Origin of the sequence: Mesorhizobium sp. M5C.F.Ca.IN.020.29.1.1 (genome assembly GCF_003997375.1) — a bacterium.
Taxonomy (GTDB): Bacteria; Pseudomonadota; Alphaproteobacteria; order Rhizobiales; family Rhizobiaceae; genus Mesorhizobium; species Mesorhizobium wenxiniae.
In genome coordinates this window covers 1-1,226 of sequence record NZ_RZSW01000980.1, presented here as the reverse complement: position 1 = coordinate 1,226, position 1,226 = coordinate 1, and the positions used below count along the sequence as shown (strand labels likewise).

Here is a 1,226-nt window from a genome sequence, read left to right as displayed (position 1 = left end):
ACACCATGCGCATCGGGATTTCACGGATGCGCGGGCCGCCGCCGCCATGCGCCTCGAATTTCTTGAACGGCGCGCCCACGGCTCAGGACACCCGCACGAGCGGCGTTGCGGCAATGCCGCCGAATTCGGCCAGTATGGTTTCACCACCAACTGCGGTCTGGCCGACGGCGACACGCGGCGTTGCGGTCGAGGGCAGGAATACGTCGACACGCGAGCCGAAGCGGATCAGCCCGAAGCGCTCGCCGATGCCGATCGTGCCGCCGGTTTCGGCCCAGCAGACGATGCGCCGCGCCACCAGGCCGGCGATCTGCACCGCGGCCACGGTGCCGTTGGGGCTTTCGATGACCAGGCCGTTGCGCTCGTTGTCGGCGCTCGCCTTGTCAAGTGCGGCGTTGAGGAACTGGCCCGGCCGATGCTCTATCCTTGTGATTCGGCCGCGCACCGGAGCCCGGTTCACGTGGCAGGAAAAGACGTCCATGAACACCGAGATGCGGGTCATCTCGCCGCCGCCGAGGCCAAGTTCGCGCGGCGGCACTGCCGGACCGACCGCCGTGATTATGCCGTCGGCCGGGCTCACCACCAGCCGGTCGTCGACAGGCGTGACGCGCTCGGGATCGCGGAAGAAATAGACGCACCAGGCCGTCAGGATGAGGCAGACCCAGAACAGGATCGAAGAGAAATAGCCGAGGAAAAGCGTCACCGCTGCGAAGGCGGCGATAAACGGATAGCCTTCGCGATGGATCGGAACGAACGTTTTCTTGATCGTGTCGACGAGGTCCATGGGATGGGAACAGCCTAGTTTCAGGTCCGGCCTCAATAGCGGAAACACCCTGTGGCCGCAACGCAACAATAGGAAAGGCCGGCTCGGCTATTGATCCCGTTCACCGTCGATGGGATGCACAACAGCCGAGGACGACGCCGCCGTTACGCGGACGATGAGAGAGGTGGATCGACGCGTACGGCGCATTGAGCCGGTTCACGCGGCCAATCCTAATCTGGTGACGCAAAAAACCGCCGTCGCCGGCCCTCACCTGTCGGGACGGAGCACTCTCGCCCGTCCTTGGCAGGACAGCGCTTTCTCGTCGGCCGTTAGCCGTCACGATTCGCGCAACCTGGAGGTTCTCGGTCCATGCAGAAATCAGCAGCTAAAGAAGTAAATGTCGTGATGAACGGTCTGGCGTTCGGCGAGTCGCCGCGCTGGCATGACGACAGGCTTTGGTTCTGCA

The 1,226-nt window shown here is 63.8% G+C and carries 1 protein-coding gene; it reads right to left on the bottom strand.

All coding sequences use genetic code 11. The features are described 5' to 3' along the window. Positions 1 to 82 precede the first annotated feature (82 nt). Positions 83 to 781 carry a phosphatidylserine decarboxylase gene (locus EOA85_RS35570; RefSeq protein WP_065009836.1) on the bottom strand — a complete coding sequence of 233 codons (699 nt, stop codon included), beginning with the start codon at positions 779 to 781 and terminating at the stop codon, positions 83 to 85. Positions 782 to 1,226: the final 445 nt, after the last annotated feature.